This is a genomic window from Metapseudomonas resinovorans (genome assembly GCF_002003485.1).
GTDB lineage: Bacteria > Pseudomonadota > Gammaproteobacteria > Pseudomonadales > Pseudomonadaceae > Metapseudomonas > Metapseudomonas resinovorans_D.
Window position 1 is genome coordinate 1 of the sequence record NZ_BDMA01000052.1, and the last position, 321, is coordinate 321.

Consider the following 321-nt stretch of genomic DNA (forward strand, 5'->3'; position numbering starts at 1 on the left):
GCTCCAGCGTGAGCGCTGGTTCACGGCTGACGTCAGTCATGAACTGCGTACGCCACTGACGATAATGCTTGCCGCCGCAGAGGTGCTGGGAAGGCGGTTGAAGAATCATCCCAAGTTACTGACGATAACCGAGCATATTCGGCATAACGCTGCGGATATCACGCGGCAAATGACCGCCCTGTTGGAACTGGCGCGAGTGCCCGAGAGTACTCAACCTTTCAGTGTCGCCTTGCGTCCGCTGATTGAGCAGGAACTGGAACGCTGGCAACAGTTGCTGGAGGGAAAACCCTTGGCAATCGAGTTGATCTCAACCGAAGACGT

Annotated in this window: 1 protein-coding gene; it reads left to right on the forward strand. The window is 56.1% G+C overall.

Annotation, left to right across the window (positions count from 1 at the left end):
* The coding region (locus tag MnOB_RS14040; RefSeq protein ID WP_305775757.1) for a histidine kinase dimerization/phospho-acceptor domain-containing protein at window positions 1-321 on the forward strand (321 nt) is incomplete at both ends.